Origin of the sequence: Ramlibacter sp. (genome assembly GCF_036676645.1) — a bacterium.
GTDB lineage: Bacteria > Pseudomonadota > Gammaproteobacteria > Burkholderiales > Burkholderiaceae_C > Ramlibacter.
The window spans coordinates 204672-227070 of sequence record NZ_JAKFCM010000016.1 but is presented as its reverse complement, the minus strand read 5'-3'; the positions used below and the strand labels follow the sequence as shown (position 1 = coordinate 227070).

Below are 22399 nucleotides of genomic sequence, written 5' to 3'. Positions count from 1 at the left end.
TCGGCGTCTCGATGTCGATGAAGCCGTTGGCGTCGAGGAACTTGCGCACCTCCATCGTCACCTTGTAGCGCAGCATCAGGTTCTTCTGCATGTACGGCCGGCGCAGGTCCAGCACGCGGTGCATCAGGCGGGTGGTCTCCGACAGGTTCTCGTCGTCCAGCTGGAACGGCGGGGTGACGGACGGGTTGAGCACCGCCAGTTCATGGCACAGCACCTCCACCTTGCCGCTGCGCAGGCTGTCGTTGGTGGTGCCGGCCGGGCGCTCGCGCACCAGCCCCCTGACCTGCACGCAGAACTCGTTGCGCAGGCCCTCCGCGGCCCTGAACATCTCCGGGCGGTCGGGGTCGCAGACGACCTGGACATAGCCCTCGCGGTCGCGCAGGTCCACGAAGATCACGCCGCCGTGGTCGCGCCGGCGGTTCACCCAGCCGCACAGGGTGACGGTCTGGCCAAGCTGCGACTCGTCGACGAGGCCGCAATAGGTGGTGCGCATTTGTTGTGATGACATGGGGAGCAACCTTGGGAAAGGGCGCGCCGCGGCGGCAGCGCGCTAGCGGGCGTCGGGAAGCGCGGGCGGCACGGCGCCGACGGCGGCAGCGGCCGTCGCCGCAGACGCGGGGGGCGCCACGACGCCCATGGAGATCACGTAGCGCAGCGCCTCGTCCACGCTCATCTTCAGCTCGATGCAGTCCTTGCGGGGCAGCAGCACGAAGTATCCGCCCGTGGGGTTGGGCGTGGTCGGGACATAGACGCTGACGAAATCGTCGTGCAGGTGGTTGGCGACGTCGCCGCCCGGCGTGCCGGTGATGAGGGCGATGGTCCAGACCCCCGGCCGCGGCCACTCGACCAGCACCGCGGTGCGGAACGCATTGCCCGAGGGCGAGAACAGCGTGTCGGAGACCTGCTTGACGCTGGAGTAGATCGAGCGCACCACCGGGATGCGGTGCAGCAGGGCATCGCTCCACTCGATGACCTTGCGGCCGACGATGTTGCTGGTGACGGCGCCGACCGCCAGCAGGATGGCCAGCGCGAGCAGCACGCCCAGGCCGGGAATCCGGTGGCCCAGCAGCCGGTCGGGCTGCCAGGCGTCGGGCAGGATCAGCAGCGTCTGGTCAAGCGTGCCGATGATCCACTGCAGCACCCACAGCGTGATCCCCAGCGGGGCCAGGACGAGCAGGCCGGCGAACAGCCAACGGCGGAGGGCGGCCATCGCGGTCCTGGCGGGTGGGGGATCAGTGGCAGCCGCAGGCACTGCCGCAGCCGCCGGCGGACGCGGCCGGGGGTTCGGACTTGGCCGCGACGCTGTCGGAGGATTTGGTTTCGGAAGGCTTCTCGCCCGGCTTCGAGCCGCCCCCGCCGCCGCCTTCGCCGGCCGGCGCCTTGGCCCCGTTGCCGTTGCCGCGGAAGTCGGTGGCGTACCAGCCGGTGCCCTTGAGCTGGAAGCCGGCGGCGGTCAGTTGCTTGGTGAACGTCGCGGCGCCGCAGGCCGGGCAGGTGGTCAGCGGGGCATCGGAGAGTTTCTGCAGGACGTCCTTGGCATGGCCGCAGGACCCGCATCGGTAGGCGTAGATGGGCATGGCAGCAAGTGGGCCGCGCACGCAAGGGGCGGCAAAGCCTTCAATTATAGGCGGGGGCCCGGATCTCAACCCCCGCCGCCCTGCCCCGCGCCGCTGCGCTCAGGCCGCCGCGTCGCGCGCCTCGAAGTGGTGGACGTGGCCCTTGTGGTTGGCGATCCACTGCGGCGCCAGCGAGCCGAAGACCATGCCGGCGAATGCCGCGACCAGGCCGGCCAGCTGCTGCGGGAACTGCTCGGCCAGCGGCGGGCTGACCACGAAGAACAACCAGGTGCCCAGGCCCGCCGTCACCGAGAACAGCGCGCCCTGGGTGGTGGCCCGTCGCCAGTACAGGCCCATCACCAGCGGCACGAACGCACCGACCAGCGGCACCTGGTAGGCGCCGGACACCAGGTCGTAGATCGAGGTCCCCTGCATCACGATCGAATAGGTCAGCACGATCGCGGTGAAGGCCAGCACCGACAGGCGCATCGCCTTGAGCGTGGCCTGGTCGCCCATGCCGGGCACGATGTTGCGCAGGATGTTCTCCACGAAGGTGGTGGCCGGGGCCAGCAGCGTGGCCGAGGCGGTGGACATCACGGCCGAGAGCAGCGCGCCGAAGAACGCCACCTGCAGCAGCACCGGCATCTTCTGCATCACCAGCGTGGGCAGCACCTTCTGCGGGTCGTCGGCCAGCAGCTTCGCGCCGTCCGCGCCCAGCACCATGACGGCGGCCGTCACCACGAACATCGGCACGAAGGCGAACAGCAGGTACAGCGAGCCGCCGATGATGGGGCCGCGCTTGGCCGTCTTCGCGTCCTTGGCCGACATCACCCGCTGGAACACGTCCTGCTGCGGGATCGAGCCGAGCATCATGGTGATGGCGGCGGCGAAGAAGAAGGTCCAGGTCTTCGCGTCGCCGTCCTCGGGGAAGAACCGGAACTTGCCGTTGCTGGCCGCGTACTCGAACACGGCGCCGGCGCCGCCGGCCAGCTCGGCGGCGAACCAGGCGATCGCCAGCAGCCCGGCGGCGATCACGATCATCTGCATGAAGTCGGTCAGGGCCACCGACCACATGCCGCCGAACAGGGTGTAGACCAGCACGATGGCCGTGCCGATCGCCATGCCCCCGGCCACCGACACCGTGTCGGGCAGCAGCACGTGGAACACCAGCCCCAGCGCCGTGATCTGCGCCGCCACCCAGCCCAGGTAGCTGATGATGATCATGATCGAGCACAGCACCTCGATCAGCCGGCCGAAGCGCTGGCGGTAGTAGTCGCCCAGCGTGATCAGGTTGCGCTGGTACAGCTTGTAGGCGAAGAACAGGCCCACCAGGATCAGGCACATGGAGGCACCGAACGGGTCCTCCACCACTTCGCCCAGGTTGCCCGAGACGAAACGCGCCGGCACTCCCAGCACCGTCTCCGAGCCGAACCAGGTGGCGAAGGTGGTGGCGACCACGATCGCCAGCGGCAGCTTGCGCCCGGCCAGTGCGTAGTCGGCGGTGTTCTGGACGCGCCGGGCGGCCAGCAGCCCGATGGCGACGGACAGCAGCAGGTAGAGCACGACGAAGGTGATCAGCATGGGGTCTCCGGGGTGTCTTTCGGTGGCGGTGCGGCCGTCTGTGCGACCTGGGCCGGCATTATGGTCAACGGTCGCGCTAAAACAAGTGGCCCCGGACCAGCACCTGCATCGCCAGCAGGCCGAGCGTGAAACCGATGCCGCCGTACAGGAAAGCCTGCAACAGCCGGTTGGTGCGCCGCTGCTCCTCCAGCAGCGCCTCCAGTCCGCGCCCGTGGCCGTCGGGCCGCTTGCGCAGGTAGTCGTAGATCAGCCGCGGCAGCTCGGGGAACATCTTGGCGTAGCGCGGCGCCTGGTCGCGCAGTTCGTCCAGCAGCCGCTGCGGTCCGACCTGCTCCAGCATCCAGCGCTCCAGGAACGGCTTGGCCGTGGCCCACAGGTCCAGCTCGGGGTCGAGCTGGCGGCCCAGCCCCTCGATGTTCAGCAGCGTCTTCTGCAGCAGCACCAGCTGCGGCTGGATCTCGACCTGGAAGCGGCGCGAGGTCTGGAACAGCCGCATCAGCACCATGCCCAGCGAGATCTCCTTGAGCGGGCGGTCGAAGTAGGGTTCGCAGACGGCCCGGATCGCCGACTCCAGCTCGTCGACGCGGGTGCCCGGCGGCACCCAGCCCGATTCGATGTGCAGCTCGGCCACCCGCTTGTAGTCGCGCCGGAAGAAGGCGTTGAAGTTCTGCGCCAGGTATTCCTTGTCGAACTCGGTGAGGGTGCCGATGATCCCGAAATCCAGCGAGATGTAGCGCCCGAAGGTGGCCGGGTCCAGGCTGACCTGGATGTTGCCCGGGTGCATGTCGGCGTGGAAGAAGCCGTCGCGGAACACCTGGGTGAAGAAGATGGTGACGCCGTCCCGCGCCAGCCGCCGCAGGTCGACGCCCGCCTGGACCAGCCGTTCGGCCTGGCTGATCGGCACGCCGTACATGCGCTCCATCACGATCACCTCGGAGTGGCACCAGTCCCAGATCATCTCGGGGATCAGCACCAGGTCCAGGCCGTCCATGTTGCGGCGCAGCTGCGCGGCATTGGCCGCTTCGCGCAGCAGGTCCAGTTCGTCGTGCAGGTACTTGTCGAACTCGGCGACCACCTCGCGCGGCTTCAGGCGCTTGGCGTCGTACGACAGGCGCTCCACCCAGCCGGCCATCATCCGCATCAGCGCCAGGTCGTTCTCGATCACCGGCAGCATGCCGGGGCGCAGCACCTTGACCGCGACCTCGCGCGTGCACCCCTCGCGGTCGACCAGGGTGGCGAAATGCACCTGGGCGATCGAGGCGCTGGCCACCGGCTCGCGCTCGAAGCTGGCGAAGATCGTGCCCACCGGCCGGCGAAACGCGCGCTCAATGGTGGCGATGGCGATGGCCGGGTCGAACGGCGGCACCCGGTCCTGCAGGCGCGCCAGTTCGTCGGCCACGTCCCCGGGGAGCAGGTCGCGCCGGGTCGAGAGCACCTGGCCGAACTTGACGAAGATGGGGCCCAGCCGCTCGAGTGCCTCGCGCAGGCGCTGGCCGCGCGGCGCATGCAGGCGGCGGCCGAAGCTGACGATGCGCGCCAGCCGGTGCAGCCAGGGACGCTGGAAGCTGCTGAGGACGAGCTCGTCCAGCCCGTACCGCAGCGCCACCCAGATGATGTAGGCGCCGCGCAGGTAGCGCGTCATGCCGGTCACCGCAGCGCCGGGCCACCCGGTCCCGGCGGGCGGCCGGGCGCGCCTGCGGCCGGCGGCGCAGCCGTGGGCGCGGGCGCCGCCGGGTCGTCGCCGGTGCGCGGCGGCACGAAGCGGCGCAGCGCCTCCGCCATGGCACGGGCGCCCCGCCCCACGGCATGGGCCGGCGCATCACCGATCAGGCGCGACAGGTCCTCTTCCAGGTCCCAGCGCACATGGTCGACCAGCCAGTTGACCTCGGCGGCGAACTGCACGTCGCCCTCGATGCGCACCGGCGGCTTCTCGCCGCGCAGGGCAGCCTGGGTCAGCCGCCAGGGGGAGTCGTCGGTGACCGTGAGCGTGAGGTCGGGCGCCGCCGCGGGAGCCGCCAGGTCGAGCAGGCCGGCGGGGGTGGCGACCAGCCGGACGGTGAACACGCGCCAGCGCCCCTCGAGGGTGCGGCCGACCTGCCGGCGCAGCCGCTCCATGGCCTGCGGCTCCTGCATCAGCACGTGGTTGAGCAGCAGCACGAGGCGCCGCTGCGCCTCGTGCACCGCCCAGGGCGGCGGCGCCAGCCGCTGGCTGACCGCATCCAGCAGGCTGTCCACGAAGGGAAAGGGGGACCGTGTGGGCATGGCCCCGGATTATCGCGGCAGTAACTCGCGGCCACACCGCGAGTCACTGCCGTGATGACGGATGACGAAGGGGCCGTCGGACCCCTCTGTCATTCGTCATCCGTCATTCGTCATGCATTACTGCAGCGCCTGCACCCCGGCCACCAGCCACCCGCTGCCGCCGTTGCGCGGCTTGGTCATGTTCCAGACCTCGCGGAACGGGCTGGGGCCGGCGGAGGGCTGCTCGCGGATCATCCCGGAGAACTCGACGCTCGCCATGTAGGCGTCGGCCAGTTCCTCGATACCCAGCAGCTGCGCCTGCAGCATCACGACCTCTGTCTTGTTCGGCTGGCCGCCCGCCTGCTTCTCGCGCTCGGCCAGCTGCTGGCGGATCTCGGCGAGCATCTCGTCGGACATCATGGAGCGCAGCGTGGCGATGTCCGAGCGGTCCCAGGCGTCCTGCAGCGTCAGGAAGTTGCGCTTGGCCGCGTTGACGAAGCCCTCGGCATCGAAGCCGGCCGGCACGCCCCAGTTCTGCGAGCCGCCCAGGGCCGAGCCGATCTGCACGCCGCCGGTGGACCGGCCGGCATCGAAGGCCATGCTGCCGCGCTCCCACGGCCGCGCCGAGGCGTCGTTGCCGACCTTGTCGGGGCTGTACTGGCGCGGCGCGGTCGCCAGTTCGGGGCCACCCTGCCAGCCCGCGGTCCGCCCCGCCGGGGCTGCGCCGCGACGGCGCATCACGAAACCGACCGCCACCATGACGAGCAGCGCCAGCAGCGCGAACAGCATGAACTGCGCGAGCGCCGGCCCGAAGCCCAGCGCATGGGCCAGCCAGGCCAGCCCGAGGCCGGCGGCCAGCCCGCCCAGGATGCCGCCGAAGCGCGACGGCGCGGCCGCCGCCGTGTTCGGGGTGCCCGGCCGGGCGGCGGCCTGGTTGGCCGGGGCCGGCTGCTGGCCGGCCTGCTGCTGGCTGGTGGTGTTCTGCGCGGGGGCCTGGCGCGGCGGAGCCTCGCGCTGGGTGACGTTGGGGGACTGGCGGCCGAAGGAGCCGCCGCCGCCCAGGCGGCGGGCGTCGGCTTCCAGGCTGGTGGACAGCGCCAGCACGCCCACGAGTACGGCAGTCGACAGCTTCATGATCGATCCTTCCTGATCAGTTGCGGGTGTCCAGGGGCAGATGGGGGTTCAGCACTTGATTCCAACATGCAGGGCGACGACGCCGGCGGTCAGGTTGTGATAGTCCACGTGCCCGAATCCGGCTTTCTTCATCAGCCCCTTGAGTTCCTCCTGGCCGGGGTGCATCCGGATGGACTCGGCCAGGTAACGGTAGCTGGCCGAATCCCCCGCCACCAGTTGCCCCAGCCGCGGCAGCACCTGGAACGAATACCAGTCGTAGGCGCGGGCCAGCGGCTGCGCCACCTGCGAGAACTCCAGCACCAGCAGCTTGCCGCCGGGCTTGAGCACCCGGGCCATCTCGGCCAGGGCCGCGTCCTTGCGCGTCATGTTGCGCAGCCCGAAGGCCACGCTGACCAGGTCGAAGCGGCCGTCGGCGAATGGCAGCTTCTCGGCATCGCACACCAACGTGGGCAGGACCACGCCCTCGTCCAGCAGCCGGTCGCGGCCGGTGCGCAGCATGGCCTCGTTGATGTCGGTGTGGACCACCCGGCCGCCGGGCCCGACCTTGCGGGCGAAGGCCCGTGCCAGGTCGCCGGTGCCGCCGGCGATGTCGAGCACCTGCTGGCCCGGCTGCACGTTGGCCACCAGCATCGTGTAGGCCTTCCAGGCGCGGTGCAGGCCGAACGACATCAGGTCGTTCATCAGGTCGTAGCGGTGCGCGACCGAGTCGAACACGCCGCGCACCCGCCGTGCCTTGTCGCGTTCCTCGACCGATTCGAAGCCGAAATGCGTGCTGCCCATGCCCCGATGTTAGGGGCAATCGCGCCGCGCGCGAGCGCGGATGCCCCGCCCGGGCGTCAGCGGTGGCCGCGGCCGTGGCCGCCGCGCGTCACCATGGGCGCGTCGCGGTCGACGCCGGCCGCCGCCAGCCGGCGCTCGTACTCGGCCCACAACTGCTCCTGCTGCGAACCCAGGAAGTACAGGTACTCCCAGGAGTAGATGCCGCTGTCGTGGCCGTCCGAGAAGCGCGGCTGCACGGCGTAGTTGCCGATCGGCTCCAGCCCGAGCAGCTCGACCTCGCGCTTGCCGGTCTGCAGCACCTCCTGCCCCGCGCCGTGGCCCTGGACCTCGGCGGAGGGCGAGTAGATGCGCATGAGCTCGAACGGGATGCGGAACACCGCGCCGTCGGAAAAACCGACTTCCAGCACGCGCGACTGCCCGTGCACCGTGATCGACTGGGGCGCCGGGGCGCCGGGTTTCAGGCCTGCCATGGGGCGATTGGATCAGAAGCGCAGGCCGACGTTCACGTACAGCTTGTCATCGCCCTGCTGCGGGGACGACGCGTTGGCCGCCATCGGCACGCGGCTGCCTGCGACCAGCCGTCCGTACTCGATCGACGCGACCAGCGGGCCGTTGCTGTAGCGCGCACCGATGCCCAGGCTGGCCAGCCGGTCGCTGGACGGCTTGGTGGCGCCCGTGGGGCCGTTGTTCCACAGCCAGCCGGCATCCGCGAAGCCGAACAGGCGCAGCCCGGGGGCCAGCTCGGGCGTGCCGAGCTCGAGCGAGCCGGCCAGGCCCTTGTCGGCCGAAACCGGGCGCTCGATGGCCGTGCCGCGCACCGAGCCGGAGCCGCCCAGGCCGAACTGCTCGCCCGAGATCAGCACGTCGGGGCTGTACTGGTACTGGGCGCGCGCCGACACCAGCCAGCGGCCGGCCACCGGCGCGGTGTAGTGCAACGTGCCGCGCAGCGCCTTCCAGTTCGTGGTGGCGACGCGCGGATCCTCGCTCCGGTAGGACGCCAGGTCGCTGGCGCGCCCGCTGCCGGTGTTGACCGCGAGATACGCGTCGTAGCCCCAGGCGGCCGTGTCGGTTTCGGTGCGGGCGTTGTAGCCGAGCACCAGCGGCCGGCTGCGGCGGTCCAGCGCGCCGGGCACCACGATGTCGTTGATGCGCGCGGCCTTGAACACCTTGTCCTCCAGGCCCAGCACCACGTAGCTACGGCGACCGCCCTCGGGCGCCAGGTGCCAGGTGTGGTTCAGGCCCAGGGTGTGGCCGGCACCGGTGCTGGTGAAGGCGCCGAAATTGCCGACCACGTCGGAGCGGGTGTAGCTGGCCCCGAGCACGCCGCCGAACGCGTACAGCGGCACCCGGTAGGCCAGGCCGAGCTGCCTGACCTCGGACATCTCCTCCAGCGAGGTGGTGTAGGCGCCGGTGAACTGGTGGTCGCGGTCGAACAGGTTGGTGTGGCCGCCCGCCACCGTCAGCCGGTCGCGGCCGGTGCTGTCGGAGCCGGTGTTGGACGCGTTGACGGCGAAGGTCCAGGGCCGGCTCTCCTTGACGGTGATGGTGGCGTCGATCCGGTCCGGCTCGTCGGCCTCGCGCAGGCCGACCTGCACCTGCTTGTTGGGGTTCTCGTTGGCCATGGCGGTCTGCACCGCCAGCCGCTTGAAATTGGGCGTGCGGCCCTCCTGCAGTTCGGGCAGCGTGCGGCGGATGTTGTCGTCGCCGTAGAGCTTGGCGCCTTCGATCGCCACCTTGCCGACGGCGAAGGTCACGACCTCCAGCCGCACCGTGTCGCCCACGTCCTGCGCCGGCAGCGCGACGCGGTGCAGGCCGTAGCCCCGGGCCCGCAGCGCCGCCTCCAGCGCGCTGGTGGCCTGCTGCAGGCTGGACAGGGTGGCGTCGGGCCGCACGAACGGCGCCAGGACACGGCCGGTCTCGGCCGGGTCGAGCGGGTTGTCGCCGGTGACCTGGAATCCCTTGATCGCGAACACCGGCTCGGGCGCCGGCGCCAGCGGCGCGGCCGCGGCGGGGGCCTGCGCCCATGCGGCGCACGCCGCCGACAGTGCCAGTGCCAGGACGGCCGGTGCGGCCCGTCCGCTGCGACGGTGCGCCGGCGCGCAATTGCCCTTGATCATGATCCTGTGGCCCCTCTCGTCCTCGTATGCCCGGGCGACCGACGCCGCGGCGTTCCTGCCCCTGCGCGGTCAGCTGCAGGTGTTCTTCGTCTTCACGTTGTTGTCCTGCAGCACCGATTGCAGCAGCGGGTTCCTGCTGGTGGGCAGCGGCAGGCTGTCGAAGTCGATGAACTTCGGGATGTTCACCGGCCGCGCGGTGGTGCCGTTCTCGCCGGCGAAGCCGGCTTCGCCCTTGCCCAGGTGCAGCACTTCGCCGGCGGTGGCCACCTCGATGTGGCCGTCGCGCACGAACACGAACAGGCCTTCCTGGGCGTCCGACACGTCTTCCTTCGCGAACAGCTTGGGCGGCACCACCACGCTGTCGGGCCGCGGCCCTTCGATCGCCGGCGGGTTGCTGATCGGCACGATGCCGGCGCTGGGGGAGATGAACAGGCCCTGGCCGGCCTGCAGCACCTGCAGCGCGGTCTGGCCCTGGGGGGTGACGGCGATCGAGCCCAGCCAGGTGTACAGGGTCAGCCCCGAGTCGCTGCCGACGAAAGGTTCGCCGGCGCAGGCGCCGGTGCAGCCGATGTCCAGCCCGGTGCCGCGGATGCCGATGGTGGCGGTGGCGGTGGCGAAGCCCACGTTGCGGTTGTTGGCCTTGGCGATCAGGCCGGTCAGCGCGCGGACGGTGCCGCGCAGCACCGAGGCCAGGAAGCGGCCTTCGCCCGCGTTCTGCTCGTCGTAGACGAAGTTGTCGACCCGGAAACGGGTGGACGAGCCCAGCGTGATGCGGGTGTCGTCGCGGAACGCGATCACGGCGCGCGTGCCGGCGCCGGTCTCGATCACGTCGCCCGGATAGATGCTGCCGCCGTCGACCAGCCGGCGGCGCTGGCTGTGGGCATCCACCGCATGCACCTCGCCCTGCGACTGCACGACCTTGGCGCTGGCCAGCACGGCGTTCGGGCGTGCCCTCTCGGCGACCCTGCTGGATTCGGCGCCGCAGTCGCGCGCGCACAGGCGGGCGTCGAAGTCGGTGCCGCGGATGCCGATGGTGGCGGTGCTGGTCTGCACCCGGGCGGCGTCGGGCGAGCCCTTGGCGATCAGGCCGGTCACCGCGCGGAAGCCGCCGCGGATCATCTGCAGCAGCATGCCGTTGTCCGGCGCGTTCTCCCGGAACTGGTACCGCGACAGCACCAGCTCGGAGTTGGGCCGCACCGTCATGCGCGTGCCGTCGGCCAGCCGCACGATGGCCGAAGCGCCTTCCGAGGTGGTGAGGCGGTCGCCCTGCTGCAGCGGCAGCCCCTTGCCCAGCGTGCGCGGGGTCTGGCCGGGCGCCTGCGCGAAACCGACGCCGCGCGCGAATTCCACCTCGCCGGCCGCCTGCGCCAGCACGGCGCCGGCGCCCAGCGCCAGCAGCGCCCCCGCCGCCAGCCTGGCCACTGCCTTGTCGATGTCCTGCCCCCGCATGGCGACCTCCGGATGCTTGCCCGCAATCTGTATCCGGATGTTAACCGCTTGCTGAGCTGCCCGTCACGCGCGCAGGCCGGCCGGGCGGCGTTGCCGCCGTGCGGATGCCACGCCCGGGTGGCCGCCCCCGCTCAGACCAGCACGCGCTCGATGCCGCCGGCGTTGGCGGCCTTGACGTACTGCGGCAGCCAGTCCTCGCCCAGGATGTGGCGAGCCATCTCGATCACGATGTAGTCGGCCTCGAGCAGCCCGTTCTGCAGGTCGTTCCCGTAGCGCGTCAGGCCCTGCAGGCAGCTCGGGCAGCTGGTGAGCACCTTGATGTTGTCCTGCGGCCCCACGGCGCCGGAGGCCCGCAGCGCGGCCTCGTCCATGCGCAGCTGCTCCTCCTTGCGGAAGCGCACCTGGGTGGCGATGTCCGGCCGGGAGATCCCGAAGGTGCCCGACTCGCCGCAGCAGCGCTCGGTCTTGCGCACGTTCTCGCCCAGCAGCGCCTTGACCGTCTTCATCGGCTCCTGCTGCTTCATCGGCGTGTGGCAGGGATCGTGGAACAGGTAGCCGCGGCCGCCCGGCAGCGTGATGCCCTTTTCCAGCAGGTACTCGTGGATGTCGATGATGCGGCTGCCCGGGAAGATCTTGTCGAATTCGTAGCCCTGCAGCTGGTCGTAGCAGGTGCCGCAGCTGACCACCACGGTCTTGATGTCCAGGTAGTTCAGCGTGGTCGCCACGCGGTGGAACAGCACCCGGTTGTCGGTGATGATCTTTTCCGCCTTGTCGTACTGGCCGGCGCCGCGCTGCGGATAGCCGCAGCACAGGTAGCCGGGCGGCAGCACGGTCTGCACGCCGGCGTGCCACAGCATGGCCTGCGTCGCCAGGCCCACCTGCGAGAACAGGCGCTCGGAGCCGCAGCCCGGGAAGTAGAACACCGCTTCGGTTTCGGCCGTGGTGCCGCCGGGGTTGCGGATGATCGGGACGTAGTCCTTGTCCTCGATGTCCAGCAGCGCCCGCGCCGTCTTCTTCGGCAGCCCGCCCGGCAGCTTCTTGTTGACGAAGTGGATCACCTGCTCCTTGATCGGAGCGGGCGCGTGGGTCGACGGCGGCAGGGCCACCTGCTTGCGCGCGAAACCGCGCAGCAGGTCGCTGGCCAGGCGCTGGGCCTTGAAGCCGACCCCGACCATGCCGGCGCGCACCAGCTTGATGGTGTCCGGGTTGGTGGCGTTGAGCATGAACATGGCGGCCGCGTTGGCCGGCCGGAAGCTCTTCTGGCCCATCTTGCGCAGCAGGTTGCGCATGTTCATGGACACGTCGCCGAAGTCGATCTTGACCGGGCAGGGATTGGCGCACTTGTGGCAGACCGTGCAGTGGTCCGACACGTCCTCGAACTCCTGCCAGTGCTTGATCGACACCCCGCGGCGGGTCTGCTCCTCGTACAGGAAGGCCTCCACCAGCAGCGAGGTCGCCAGGATCTTGTTGCGCGGGCTGTACAGCAGGTTGGCGCGCGGCACATGGGTGGCGCACACCGGCTTGCACTTGCCGCAGCGCAGGCAGTCCTTGATGGAGTCGGAGATCGCGCCGATGTCCGACTGCTGCATGATCAGCGACTCGTGCCCCATCAGCCCGAAGCTGGGGGTGTAGGCGTTGGTCAGGTCCGAATAGACCGAGGTCTCGCCCTGCTGGGTGGACGGGCGCAGCAGCTTGCCCTTGTTGAAGCGGCCCTCGGGATCGACCTTGGCCTTGTAGTCGGCGAACGGCGCGATCTCCTCGTCGCTCAGGAACTCCAGCTTGGTGATGCCGATGCCGTGCTCGCCGGAGATCACGCCGCCCAGCGAGCGCGCCAGCGCCATGATGCGCTTCACCGCCGCGTGCGCGGCCTGCAGCATCACGTAGTCGTCGCTGTTGACCGGGATGTTGGTGTGCACGTTGCCGTCGCCGGCATGCATGTGCAGCGCCACCCACACCCGGCCCTTGAGCACGCGCTGGTGGATGGCGTCGACCTCGTCCAGCAGCGGCCGGAACGGCTGGCCGGAGAAGACCTGCTGCAGCGGCGCGCGGACCTGCACCTTCCAGCTGGCGCGCAGGGTGTGGTCCTGCAGCCGCGGGAACAGCCGGTCGACATCGTCCAGCCAGCCCTGCCATTGCGCGCGCACCGCCTGGATCAGGGCGAGGGCCTGCGCCACCCGGTCCTCCAGCAGTTCGGCCGAGGGAATCTCGTGGGCGTCGTCCAGCTTGCCCAGGGGCAGGCTGCCGCGCCGGAAGAACGCCTCCAGCTCGTCGGCCAGCCGGATCTTGTTGCGCAGCGACAGCTCGATGTTGATGCGCTCGATGCCGTCGGTGTACTCCGCCATGCGCGGCAGCGGGATCACCACGTCCTCGTTGATCTTGAAGGCGTTGGTGTGGCGGCTGATGGCCGCGGTGCGCTTGCGGTCCAGCCAGAACTTCTTGCGCGCCTCCGGGCTGATCGCCACGAAGCCTTCGCCGCTGCGCGAGTTGGCGATGCGCACCACCTCGGAGGTGGCGCGCGCCACCGCATCCGGATCGTCGCCCACGATGTCGCCGACCAGCACCATCTTGGGCAGGCCGCCGCGGCGCGACTTGGTGGTGTAGCCCACCGCCCGCAGGTAGCGGTCGTCCAGGTGCTCCAGGCCGGCCAGCAGGACGCCGCTGCGGTCCTTCTCGGCGAACATGAAGTCCTTGATCTCGACGATGCTGGGCACCGCATCCTTGGCGTTGCCGAAGAACTCCAGGCACACCGTGCGGGTGTGCGCCGGCATGCGGTGCACCACCCAGCGGGCGCTGGTGACCAGGCCGTCGCAGCCCTCCTTCTGGATGCCGGGCAGGCCGGACAGGAACTTGTCGGTGACGTCCTTGCCCAGACCCTCCTTGCGGAAGGCGGGGCCGGGCACGGCCAGCGTCTCGCGGCGCAGGGGCGTCCTGCCGTCGGCCGCGAAGTACTGCAGCTCGAAGGTGGCGACCGGCGCGTCGTGGATCTTGCCCAGGTTGTGGTCCAGCCGGGTGACCTCCAGCCACTCGGCCTGCGGCGTGACCATGCGCCAGGACACCAGGTTGTCCAGCGCCGTGCCCCACAGCACCGCCTTCTTGCCGCCCGCGTTCATGGCGACGTTGCCGCCGATGCAGGAGGCCTCGGCCGAGGTCGGGTCCACCGCGAACACGTAGCCGGCGCGCTCGGCCGCGTCGGACACGCGCTGCGTGACCACGCCGGCCTCGGTCCAGACCGTCGGCACCGGCTGCGAATGGCCCGGGATCGCGACGTGCTCGACCTCGGTCATGGCCTCGAGCTTTTCGGTGTTGATCACCGCGCTCTTCCAGGTCAGCGGCACGGCGCCGCCGGTGTAGCCGGTGCCGCCGCCGCGCGGGATGATGGTCAGTCCCAGCTCGATGCAGCCCCTGACCAGGCCGGCCATCTCGGCTTCGGTGTCGGGGGTGAGGACCACGAACGGGTACTCGACGCGCCAGTCGGTCGCGTCGGTGACATGCGACACGCGCGACAGGCCGTCGAACTTGATGTTGTCGCGGGCGGTGTGCCGGCGCAGGGTCCTGTGCACCAGCCGGCGCAGCTCGGCCGTCTCGCGGAAGGTCGCGTCGAAGGCGCGCACCGCCCGTTGCGCGGACTCCAGCAACTCGCCGACCAGGGCGTCGCGGCCGGCGTCGTCGGCCGGCGTGCGGCGCTTGCCGATCTCGGCCAGCCGGTGTTCCAGCGCCTCCACCAGCAGGCGCCGGCGCTTGGGGTTGTCCAGCAGGTCGTCCTGCAGGTACGGGTTGCGCTGCACCACCCAGATGTCGCCCAGCACCTCGTACAGCATGCGGGCGGAGCGGCCGGTGTGGCGCTCGCCGCGCAGCCGGTCGAGCACCTCCCAGGCGCGCGCGCCGAGCAGCCGGATGACGATCTCGCGGTCCGAGAACGAGGTGTAGTTGTAGGGGATCTCGCGCAGGCGCGGCGCGTCGCCTGCGGCTGCCGCCAGCAGCTGGTCGAGCTTGTTGGGTGCGTTCATCGTTGCGGTTGGTGCCCCGCGGCCGGCGGGGTGCCTGTCAGCCGGAACGATTGGCTTGGCGGCTGAGAGGGGATGTTACCGCAGCGCAACAAACGCGGCAGCAGGCGGGCGCCTGCGGTGCTCATGGAAAGTCCGGTAGGCACGACCACGGGGCCCGGCTCTAATCCCTGTCACAAATCGACTGTAGAGTCACGCCCTCGTGACTCAACCCCTCTCAGGAGCTCTCATGAAACTGAAGCTTTGTGCCGTGGCGATCGCCGCCGCCGTCACCCTCCCCGCGGCGGCCCAGACCGAAATCCAGTGGTGGCATTCCATGACCGGCGGCCTGAATGACTGGGTCGTGGACCTGGCCAACGGCTTCAATGCCAGCCAGAAGGAGTACAAGGTCGTGCCCACCTACAAGGGCAGCTACGACGAGTCGATGACGGCCTCGATCGCGGCCTTCCGCGCCGGCAACGCCCCGCACATCCTGCAGGTCTACGAAGTGGGCACCGCCACCATGATGTCGGCCAAGGGCGCCGTCGTGCCGGTGGGCAAGGTGCTGGCCGACGCCGGCTACAAGTTCGACCCCAAGCTGTACATCCCGGCGGTGGTCGGCTACTACACGGCGCCCAGCGGGCAGATGCTCAGCTTCCCGTTCAACAGCTCCACCACGGTGCTGAACTACAACAAGGACCTGTTCAGGAAGGCCGGCCTGGACCCGAACAAGCCGCCGCAGACCTGGCCCGAGCTGGCCCTGGCCGCCGCCAAGCTGAAGGCTTCCGGCGTGTCCTGCCCGTTCACCACCAGCTGGCAGGGCTGGACCCAGCTGGAGAGCTTCTCCACCTGGCACAACACCCTGTTCGCCACCCACAACAACGGCTTCGGCGGCACCAAGGCCCGGCTGGCCTTCAACAGCCCGCTGCACGTGCGCCACATCGAGAACCTGGCCAACATGGCCAAGAGCGGCCTGTTCCACTACCGCGGCCGCGGCAACAAGGGCGACGCGCCGTTCTACTCGGGCGAGTGCGCGATGGCCACGGCCAGCTCGTCGACCTACGCCAGCATCAAGAAGAACGCCAAGTTCGACTTCGGCATCGCGCCGCTGCCGTACTACCCGGACGTGCCGGGCGCCCCGCAGAACACCATCATCGGCGGCGCCTCGCTGTGGACCATGGCCGGCAAGAAGCCGCAGGAGTACAAGGGCGTGGCCGCGTTCTTCAACTACCTGACCAACGCCGAAATCCAGGCCAAGAGCCACCAGCGCACCGGCTACCTGCCGATCACCCTGGCCTCGTTCAAGCTGACCGAGGAGTCGGGCTTCTACAAGCAGAACCCCGGCACCGACACGGCCGTGAACCAGATGATCCGCAAGACCACCGACAAGTCGCGTGGCGTGCGCCTGGGCAACTTCAACCAGATCCGCGCGATCATGGACGAGGAACTCGAGCAGGTCTGGGCCGGCAAGAAGACGGCCAAGGAAGCGCTGGACGCCGCCGTCAAGCGCGGCAACGAGCAGTTGGAGCGCTTCGAGAAGGCGAACAAGTCCTGACGGACTTGCCGCCTTCCTGTCGCGCTCCGCTGATCGCGACAGGATGACGGCACCCCCTCCCCAGCCCTCCCCCGCCGAGCAGGGGAGGGCGCAGGGCGCTCAGGGCCATTCGCACAGGCGAGTGGCCTTCATTCGTTCCAGACAACAGGTTCGACCTTGGCCGTAGAAAAGCGTGTCCGTTTCAAGAGCTGGTGGCTGCCCTGGGTGCTGCTCGCACCGCAGGTGGCGGTCATCGCCGTCTTCTTCTTCTGGCCGGCCTGGCAGGCGCTGCTGCAATCGCTGCAGCAGCAGGACGCCTTCGGCGCGTCCGTGCAGTGGGTGGGGCTGGACAACTTCCGCCGCCTGTTCGATGACGAGGGCTACCTCGCCTCGTTCAAGATCACCGTGCAGTTCTCGGTGCTGGTGGCCGGGCTGGGGCTGGCGATCTCGCTGGCGCTGGCGGTGTTCGCCGACCGGGTGATCCGCGGCGCCGCCATCTACAAGACGCTGCTGATCTGGCCGTACGCGGTGGCCCCCGCCGTGGCCGGCGTGCTGTGGCTGTTCATGTTCGCGCCCTCGATCGGCCTGGTCAGCTACTGGCTGCGCAAGATGGGCTTCGAGTGGAACCACCTGCTCGACAGCGGGCAGGCGATGGCGCTGATCGTGTTCGCCGCCGTCTGGAAGCACATCTCCTACAACTTCCTGTTCTTCCTGGCCGGCCTGCAGTCGATCCCGCGCAGCCTGATCGAGGCCGCCGCCATCGACGGCGCCGGCCCCTGGCGCCGCTTCTGGAGCGTGGTGTTCCCGCTGCTGTCGCCCACCACCTTCTTCCTGCTGGTGATCAACATCGTCTACGCGTTCTTCGACACCTTCGCCATCGTCGACGCCGCCACCGAGGGCGGTCCCGGCAAGGACACCGCCATCCTGGTCTACAAGGTCTACTACGACGGCTTCAAGGCGCTGGACCTGGGCAGCTCGGCCGCCCAGTCGGTGGTGCTGATGGCCATCGTCATCGCGCTGACCGTGATCCAGTTCCGCTACGTCGAGAAGAAGGTCAACTACTAGATGGTCGAGCGTCGCCCCCTGGCCACTTTCGTCTCGCACCTGGTGCTGGTGCTGGGCGTGCTGGTCATCGCCTTTCCGCTGTACATCACCTTCGTGGCCAGCACCCACACGGCGCAGGACATCGTGCAGGTGCCCATGCCCATGCTGCCGGGCCCGCACCTGCTGGAGAACTACAAGATGGCGATCCTGGGCACCAGCGACGCCGCCGCGTCCACCGCGCCGGTGGGCCGGATGATGTTCGTCAGCCTGGTGACGGCGCTGGTCATCGCCATCGGCAAGATCGCCATCTCGCTGCTGTCGGCCTTCGCGATCGTGTACTTCCGCTTCCCGGGCCGGATGTTCTTCTTCTGGGCCATCTTCGTGACGCTGATGCTGCCGGTGGAGGTGCGCATCGGGCCGACCTACCAGGTGGTGTCGGACCTCGGCATGCTCAACAGCTATGCGGGCCTGACGGTGCCGCTGATCGCCAGCGCCACCGCCACCTTCCTGTTCCGGCAGTTCTTCCTGACGGTGCCCGACGAACTGGTGGAGGCCGCGCGCGTGGACGGCGCCGGGCCGATCCGCTTCTTCAAGGACGTGCTGCTGCCGCTGTCCACCACCAGCATCGCGGCCCTGTTCGTCATCCAGTTCATCTACGGCTGGAACCAGTACCTCTGGCCGCTGCTGGTGACCACCGACGAATCGATGTACCCGGTGGTCATGGGCATCAAGCGCATGATCTCCGGCGGCGACGCCGCCAACGACTGGAACATCGTCATGGCCACCGCCATCCTCGCCATGATCCCGCCCGCCGTGGTGGTGATCCTGATGCAGAAGTGGTTCGTCAAGGGACTGGTGGACACGGAAAAATAAATGACTTTGCGGGACAGACCAAAAGATCGCGCAGCGAGCTCTTGCTCTGTCCCCGACTGACTAGACAAATGGCAGCTCTCTCCTTCCGCAACATCATCAAGCGCTACGGCACCGGCAAGCAGGCGCTGCAGGTCATCCATGGCGTCAGCGCCGACATCCAGAAGGGCGAGTTCATCGTCATCGTCGGCCCGTCCGGCTGCGGCAAGTCCACCCTGCTGCGCATGGTGGCCGGGCTGGAGGAGGTCTCCGAAGGCGAGATCCGCATCGGCGACCGCGTCGTCAACGACCTGGAGCCGGCCGAGCGCGACATCGCCATGGTGTTCCAGAACTACGCGCTCTACCCGCACATGAGCGTGTTCGAGAACATGGCCTACGGCCTGAAGATCCGCAAGATGCCGGCGCAGGAGATCAAGACCCGGGTCGACAAGGCCGCCGGCATCCTGGAGCTGGCGCACCTGCTGGACCGCAAGCCGCGCCAGCTGTCCGGCGGCCAGCGCCAGCGCGTGGCCATGGGGCGCGCCATCGTGCGCCAGCCGCAGGTGTTCCTGTTCGACGAGCCGCTGTCCAACCTGGACGCCAAGCTGCGCGCGCAGACCCGGCTGGAGATCCAGAAGCTGCACCGCGAGCTGGGCATCACCTCGCTGTTCGTCACCCACGACCAGGTCGAGGCCATGACGCTGGCCCAGCGCATGATCGTGATGAACGCCGGCGTGATGGAGCAGTTCGGCACGCCGGAAGAGGTGTATCACCGGCCCGCCTCCACGTTCGTCGCCAGCTTCATCGGCTCGCCGCCCATGAACCTGCTCAAGGACGCCCCCGGCGCCCGCGCGGGCGCCCTGCTGGGGATCCGGCCCGAGCACCTGGACCTGGGCTCCGACGGCTGGGAAGTGCGCGTCGAGACGGTGGAACTGCTGGGCGCCGAGCGCCTGATCTACGGCCGCATCGGCACCGAGCCGATCATCGTGCGCAGCGAGGAGGCCCAGGCCGCTCCGGCCGCCCACTCGGTGATCCGCGTCAGGCCGCGCGAGGACCGGCTGCACTGGTTCGACGCGGGCTCGGGCAAGCGGCTGGCAGCATGAAGGACTGGCCCTATCCGCGCTGGATCGCGCATCGGGGCGCCGGCAAGCTGGCACCCGAGAACACGCTGGCCGCGTTCCGCCTCGGTGCCGAGCACGGCTACCGCATGTTCGAGTGCGACGCCAAGCTGTCCGCCGACGGCGTCGTGTTCCTGATGCACGACGCGGAACTGGAGCGCACCACCAATGGCAGCGGCGTGGGGGGCGAGCGTCCCTGGTCCGAGCTCGCGCAGCTGGATGCCGGCAGCTGGCACTCGCGCGCCCATGCCGGCGAGCCGCTGCCGACGCTGGAGAACCTGGCGCGGTTCTGCCGCGCCAACGGCCACTTCCTGAACATCGAGATCAAGCCCACGCCCGGGCACGAGCAACGCACCGGCGAGGTGGTGGCCCGCGAAGCCGCGCGCCTGTGGGCGGATGCCGCGGTGCCGCCGCTGCTGACCTCGTTCCGCCCGGAATCGCTGGCCGGCGCGCGTGAAGCCGCGCCGCAGCTGCCGCGCGGGCTGCTGCTGGACAGCCTCTGGAAGGGCTGGCTGGAGATGGCGTTGCAGCTCGAATGCGTGGCGCTGGTGTGCAACCACGCCCTGTGGGACCCCGGCACCGTGGCGCAGGCGAAGGGCGCCGGCTTGCGCTGCCTGAGCTACACCGTGAACGACGAGTGGGCCGCGCGGCGGCTGTGGGACCTCGGGACCGACGGCGTCATCACCGACCGGGTGGACCTGTTCGCGCCGGACGACATGGTGTCCTTGCGGCCTTGAGCCGCATCCGTGGCGTCCTCGCGGCCTCGAGCCGCGACCCGCGGTGTCATTGCGGCCTTGAGCCGCGACCCGCGGTGTCATTGCGGCCTTGAGCCGCAATCCATCTCCGGCTCGCTCCTCACCGACGTGCGTGTCCAGTCCGCTGGAGATGGATCCCGGCTTCCGCCGGGATGACAGGGAGGGCCCGGATGACAAGGAGGCGCGCCAGCCTTCCTCGAGGCCGCTCCTACTTCAAGTCCCCCGCCAGCGATGCCAGGGCCTCCGGCGGCACCGTCAGGTGCGCCGGGTAGTTGCGGTGGTCGCAGCCCAGCTTGACCGCCGCGCCCGCCTTCACCGCCGCACGCATGGGCGCATCGAGCTCGAACCGCAGGAAGTGCACCGAGGACGTCTTCTCCTCGTTCTCGCGCTCCAGGTCCTCGTCGGCGATCGCGTACACGCGCGCGTGCCCCTCGACCTCGACGAACATGCGGTCCTCCACGCCGATCAGCCGTGCCAGCTCGCGCCGGCGCTCGCTCTCGTCGGGGTACTCGATCATCATCGTGGCCTTCCAGTTGCTGCCGTCGGGCACCAGCGGCGCATAGGCGTCGATCTCGGCCTGGATGCCCTCCTCCTCGAAGATCTTCTCGATGCGCAGCATCTCCTGGATCTGGTAGCGCATCGACAGCTCGCTCTCGAACTGCACGGTGACGTGCTCGCCCAGCTGGACGCTGCGCTGCTTGCGATGCGCGATGACCTCGCCCTTGTGCGCCTTGCGCCACCTGGCGTAGGCCTCCAGCGACATCAGGTTGTCGGGGGTGATCCGGCCGGTCGTTTGCATGGCTGTCAGAGTCCGTAGGCCTTGCGCACCAGGCTCAGCGGGTGTTCCAGCGTCGGCGTGCCGAGCTGGTTGACTTCGAAGCCCTGCGCGATGTGGTGGCCGCCCAGCGGGCAGTCGGAGCTGATGTAGTCGGGCGCCCCGCCCGCCGGGTGCTCGGCCATGCGCCGGAACAGCGGCTTGCCGATCTTCATGGCCATGGCGTGGTACTGCTTCTTGACCCCGTAGGTGCCGGCGTGGCCGGAGCAGCGCTCGTGGGTGGCGACCTCGGTGCCCGGGATCAGCTTGAGCACCTCCTCGGTGCGCTTGCCGATGTTCTGCACCCGCCCATGGCAGGGCGTGTGGTAGCTCACCTTGCCCAGCGGCTGGCTGAAATCCGTCCTCAGCAGGCCGTCGCGCTTGCGCGCCGACAGGTACTCGAACGGATCCCACATCGCTTCCCTGACCGCCTGCACGTCGGCATCGTCGGGGTACATCAGGGGCAGTTCCTGCTTGTACATCAGGGTGCAGCTGGGCACCGCCGACAGGATGGCCCAGCCCTCGCGCGCATAGCGCGCCAGCACCGGGATGTTGGCCTGCTTGAGCCTGTCGACGCCCTCCAGGTCGCCCAGCTCCAGCTTGGGCATGCCGCAGCACCTCTCCTTGTCGACCAGGCGGTACGGGATCTCGTTGTGCGCCAGCACCTTGAGCAGGTCGTGGCCGATGCCCGGCTCGTTGTAGTTGACGTAGCAGGTGGCGTAGATCGCGACCTTGCCGGGCGTCTTGGCGCCGTCGTTGACGGGGAAAGCTTCCGACCGGGGCGCGCCGGAGCGGAACTTGCGCGTGGCCAGGTCCGGCAGCCAGGCCTCGCGGTCGACGTTCAGCACCTTCTCCATGGCGGCGCGCGCCGGCCGGGTGTGGTTCAGGGCATTGGCCGCCTGCACCACGACCGGGATGCCGGCGAAACTGCCGTGGACGTCGGTCGAAGCGAGGAATCGCTCGCTGGCCGGAATGCCCTTCCTGAACTTGATCGCCTTGGCCCGCAGCATCGTGTGCGGGAAGTCCACGTTCCACTGGTGCGGCGGAACGTAGGGACACTTGGTCATGTAGCACAGGTCGCACAGGTAGCACTGGTCGACCACCTTCCAGTAGTCCCGCTTGTCGACCCCGTCCAGCTCGCCGGTCTTGCCTTCGTCGACCAGGTCGAACAGCGTGGGGAAGGCGCCGCACAGGCTGACGCAACGTCGGCAGCCATGGCAGATGTCGAAGATGCGCCCCAGCTCCTGGAAGGCGGCGCCCTCGTCGTAGAAGTCGGGGCTGCGCCAGTCGATCGGGTGCCGGGTGGGGGCTTCGAGGCTGCCTTCTCTCATGAGGGGCTAGGGGCTAGGGGCTAGGGGCCGGGACTGGGGCTGGGGTTGCAGGGGCCAGGTGTGGAGGATTCATGCTGGGCCCGGTATTTCCCTAGCCCCTAGTCCCCGGTCCC

At 69.5% G+C, this 22399-nt stretch carries 19 protein-coding genes; 5 read left to right on the top strand and 14 right to left on the bottom strand.

Going from position 1 to position 22399, the window contains the following annotated elements:
• From V6M57_RS03255 to V6M57_RS03200, 12 genes are all read right to left on the bottom strand, one after another.
• The coding region (locus V6M57_RS03255) for an OB-fold nucleic acid binding domain-containing protein (protein ID WP_332813537.1) at positions 1 to 508 on the bottom strand (508 nt) is incomplete at its 3' end.
• A gap of 42 nt (positions 509 to 550) precedes the next feature.
• Positions 551 to 1210 carry a DUF502 domain-containing protein gene (locus tag V6M57_RS03250; protein WP_332813536.1) on the bottom strand — a complete coding sequence of 220 codons (660 nt, stop codon included), beginning with the start codon at positions 1208 to 1210 and terminating at the stop codon, positions 551 to 553.
• Between the two features lie 22 nt (positions 1211 to 1232).
• Positions 1233 to 1577 (bottom strand): FmdB family zinc ribbon protein, encoded by a 345-nt coding sequence (locus V6M57_RS03245; protein ID WP_332813535.1) that lies wholly within the window; start codon positions 1575 to 1577, stop codon positions 1233 to 1235.
• 99 nt (positions 1578 to 1676) lie between these two features.
• Positions 1677 to 3137 (bottom strand): sodium:solute symporter family protein, encoded by a 1461-nt coding sequence (locus V6M57_RS03240; RefSeq protein ID WP_332813534.1) that lies wholly within the window; start codon positions 3135 to 3137, stop codon positions 1677 to 1679.
• Positions 3138 to 3213: 76 nt separating this feature from the next.
• Positions 3214 to 4779 carry a ubiquinone biosynthesis regulatory protein kinase UbiB gene (gene ubiB, locus V6M57_RS03235; protein ID WP_332813533.1) on the bottom strand — a complete coding sequence of 522 codons (1566 nt, stop codon included), beginning with the start codon at positions 4777 to 4779 and terminating at the stop codon, positions 3214 to 3216.
• A 5-nt stretch (positions 4780 to 4784) separates the two neighbouring features.
• Entirely contained in the window at positions 4785 to 5399 is a 615-nt protein-coding gene (locus tag V6M57_RS03230; protein ID WP_332813532.1) for a hypothetical protein, read from the bottom strand.
• Positions 5400 to 5516: 117 nt separating this feature from the next.
• Complete coding sequence (locus V6M57_RS03225) at positions 5517 to 6515, bottom strand: Tim44 domain-containing protein (protein ID WP_332813546.1); 999 nt, start codon at positions 6513 to 6515, stop codon at positions 5517 to 5519.
• 45 nt (positions 6516 to 6560) lie between these two features.
• Positions 6561 to 7292 (bottom strand): bifunctional demethylmenaquinone methyltransferase/2-methoxy-6-polyprenyl-1,4-benzoquinol methylase UbiE, encoded by a 732-nt coding sequence (gene ubiE / locus V6M57_RS03220; RefSeq protein ID WP_332813531.1) that lies wholly within the window; start codon positions 7290 to 7292, stop codon positions 6561 to 6563.
• 56 nt (positions 7293 to 7348) lie between these two features.
• The gene (locus V6M57_RS03215) at positions 7349 to 7762 is read right to left on the bottom strand and encodes a DUF971 domain-containing protein (RefSeq protein WP_332813530.1); all 414 of its coding nucleotides are present in this window, start codon (positions 7760 to 7762) and stop codon (positions 7349 to 7351) included.
• Positions 7763 to 7774: 12 nt separating this feature from the next.
• The gene (locus tag V6M57_RS03210) at positions 7775 to 9409 is read right to left on the bottom strand and encodes a ShlB/FhaC/HecB family hemolysin secretion/activation protein (protein ID WP_332813529.1); all 1635 of its coding nucleotides are present in this window, start codon (positions 9407 to 9409) and stop codon (positions 7775 to 7777) included.
• Between the two features lie 69 nt (positions 9410 to 9478).
• Complete coding sequence (locus tag V6M57_RS03205) at positions 9479 to 10858, bottom strand: FecR family protein (protein ID WP_332813528.1); 1380 nt, start codon at positions 10856 to 10858, stop codon at positions 9479 to 9481.
• 131 nt (positions 10859 to 10989) lie between these two features.
• A complete protein-coding gene (locus V6M57_RS03200; protein WP_332813527.1) occupies positions 10990 to 14865 on the bottom strand; it encodes an FAD/FMN-binding oxidoreductase in 3876 nt (1291 codons plus the stop codon).
• A 226-nt stretch (positions 14866 to 15091) separates the two neighbouring features.
• On the opposite strand from V6M57_RS03200, the gene ugpB reads away from it, so the two are divergent.
• From ugpB to ugpQ, 5 genes are all read left to right on the top strand, one after another.
• The gene (ugpB, locus tag V6M57_RS03195; protein ID WP_332813526.1) at positions 15092 to 16396 is read left to right on the top strand and encodes a sn-glycerol-3-phosphate ABC transporter substrate-binding protein UgpB; all 1305 of its coding nucleotides are present in this window, start codon (positions 15092 to 15094) and stop codon (positions 16394 to 16396) included.
• A gap of 156 nt (positions 16397 to 16552) precedes the next feature.
• Entirely contained in the window at positions 16553 to 17440 is an 888-nt protein-coding gene (ugpA, locus tag V6M57_RS03190; protein ID WP_332813525.1) for a sn-glycerol-3-phosphate ABC transporter permease UgpA, read from the top strand.
• On the top strand, positions 17441 to 18292 hold the full coding sequence (gene ugpE, locus V6M57_RS03185; RefSeq protein ID WP_332813524.1) for a sn-glycerol-3-phosphate ABC transporter permease UgpE: 852 nt from the start codon (positions 17441 to 17443) through the stop codon (positions 18290 to 18292).
• 68 nt (positions 18293 to 18360) lie between these two features.
• Positions 18361 to 19371: a sn-glycerol-3-phosphate ABC transporter ATP-binding protein UgpC gene (gene ugpC, locus V6M57_RS03180; RefSeq protein WP_332813523.1), complete on the top strand. Its 1011-nt coding sequence runs from the start codon at positions 18361 to 18363 to the stop codon at positions 19369 to 19371.
• Positions 19368 to 20123 (top strand): glycerophosphodiester phosphodiesterase, encoded by a 756-nt coding sequence (gene ugpQ, locus V6M57_RS03175; protein ID WP_332813522.1) that lies wholly within the window; start codon positions 19368 to 19370, stop codon positions 20121 to 20123. Before ugpC ends, ugpQ begins: the two co-directional genes overlap by 4 nt.
• Positions 20124 to 20349: 226 nt before the next feature.
• Here ugpQ and V6M57_RS03170 read toward each other — a convergent pair whose 3' ends face one another.
• The gene (locus tag V6M57_RS03170) at positions 20350 to 20940 is read right to left on the bottom strand and encodes a DUF3501 family protein (protein WP_332813521.1); all 591 of its coding nucleotides are present in this window, start codon (positions 20938 to 20940) and stop codon (positions 20350 to 20352) included.
• Between the two features lie 5 nt (positions 20941 to 20945).
• Positions 20946 to 22286, bottom strand: a complete 1341-nt coding sequence (locus V6M57_RS03165) for a heterodisulfide reductase-related iron-sulfur binding cluster (RefSeq protein ID WP_332813520.1) — start codon at positions 22284 to 22286, stop codon at positions 20946 to 20948.
• Between the last annotated feature and the right edge of the window lie 113 nt (positions 22287 to 22399).